Below are 1331 nucleotides of genomic sequence, written 5' to 3' on the forward strand. Positions count from 1 at the left end.
CGTTGCATCTATGTATCAGGCCTATTCGAGGAAGCCGTCATCGGCTTCTGGCCAAAATTGGAAGAGCTCGTGGTATGCCGATTACAGTCAGGCCTCGAAGGCCACTAGCAGCTTAGGCATCAATCCACGCCGGTCTTACCAGGGGTCAATGTTTTTTCAGCAATGGGTCGGACAGTTGGTACCTCGGTGGCAGAACTCGGTGGATCAGTGGCTCATCGTCACTGGCTGGCCATTGCCAGGCTGGCGACGATAAGTCTGGTCATTCTGTAGAAGCACCCAGACGATGCGCAGGTTGCGATTGGCCAATCTGACCGCAGCTTCCTTGCGGCCAAGTCGGCTCACCCACCGCAACAAACGGCGGTCATCGGGTTGCTGGGAATCAGGTCGCAACTGCTGTAGCACCGCGTGGGCGCCCTGGATCATCAGGCTGCGCAAATAGCTATCGCCACGCTTGGTCATGTCCCCAAGCCGGATCGTCTGCCCGCTGCTGTGCTGATCAGGAACCATGCCGAAGTACGCGGCAAACCTGCGAGCATCGGGAAAGCGCTCAGGCTTGGTTTCCTTGGCCACCAGTGCCGTGGCGGTGATTGGACCGATACCGCGCACGGTCATCAGCCGTTTGGCTGTCTTGTCGGCGTTGGCGGCCACTTCCAGGCGCCCCGTCAGGACGTTGATGCGCTCGCCCAAATGGCGCCACTCAGCCAACAGTTCGTCGATCAGCTCGCGCAGCATGGCAGGCACCGGCTGGGTGGCATCCTCCAGTATCCGCGGGATTCTCTGACTGACCGCCACCTCGCCCTGCGCCAAGACAACCCCGTGCTCAAGCAGCAGGCCACGCATCTGATTACTCACGGCGGTGCGGCGACGCACGTAGCCCTGGCGGGCGCGATGCAACGCTTGCATGGCCAACGCCGCGACACTTTTAACCGGCACTGCGCAGATCTTCTCATCGCGACCGGCCCGCAGGATTGCCAGCGCATCATTGCGATCATTTTTAGGTCCGCTGCGATGCTTGGCTACCGGCCCGGCTGGAAGGATCCGCGCCAGATTGCCTTGATCCTGCAGCTGCCGGGCCCAGGCTTGAGCGCCCGGACCGGTCTCCATCAGGACCACGACATGAGGCGCCAGCTGGCGGAGAAATTCATAGAACGCCTCGCGCGACTTGATCCGCTGCTCGTAATGCACCTTGCCGAAGGCGTCTTCGCCGGCGACCTGGAAAACATGCTTGGCCAGGTCGACTGCCACGGTTGTGCAGGCCGACAAAGCGGAAGAAGACAAGGATTGATCAATCGAAGTATGCTTTTTCATGGACTCGCCCTCGCTGTCGTTGG

1 protein-coding gene is annotated in these 1331 nt (G+C 60.6%); it reads right to left on the reverse strand.

What is annotated here, in order from left to right; all coding sequences use genetic code 11:
* Nucleotides 1–204: 204 nt before the first annotated feature.
* Nucleotides 205–1263 (reverse strand): IS110 family transposase, encoded by a 1059-nt coding sequence (locus tag ACM6IR_RS23975; protein WP_414909986.1) that lies wholly within the window; start codon nucleotides 1261–1263, stop codon nucleotides 205–207.
* Nucleotides 1264–1331: the final 68 nt, after the last annotated feature.

The organism is Pseudomonas sp. IT-P253 (assembly GCF_949768125.1).
Lineage (GTDB): Bacteria > Pseudomonadota > Gammaproteobacteria > Pseudomonadales > Pseudomonadaceae > Aquipseudomonas.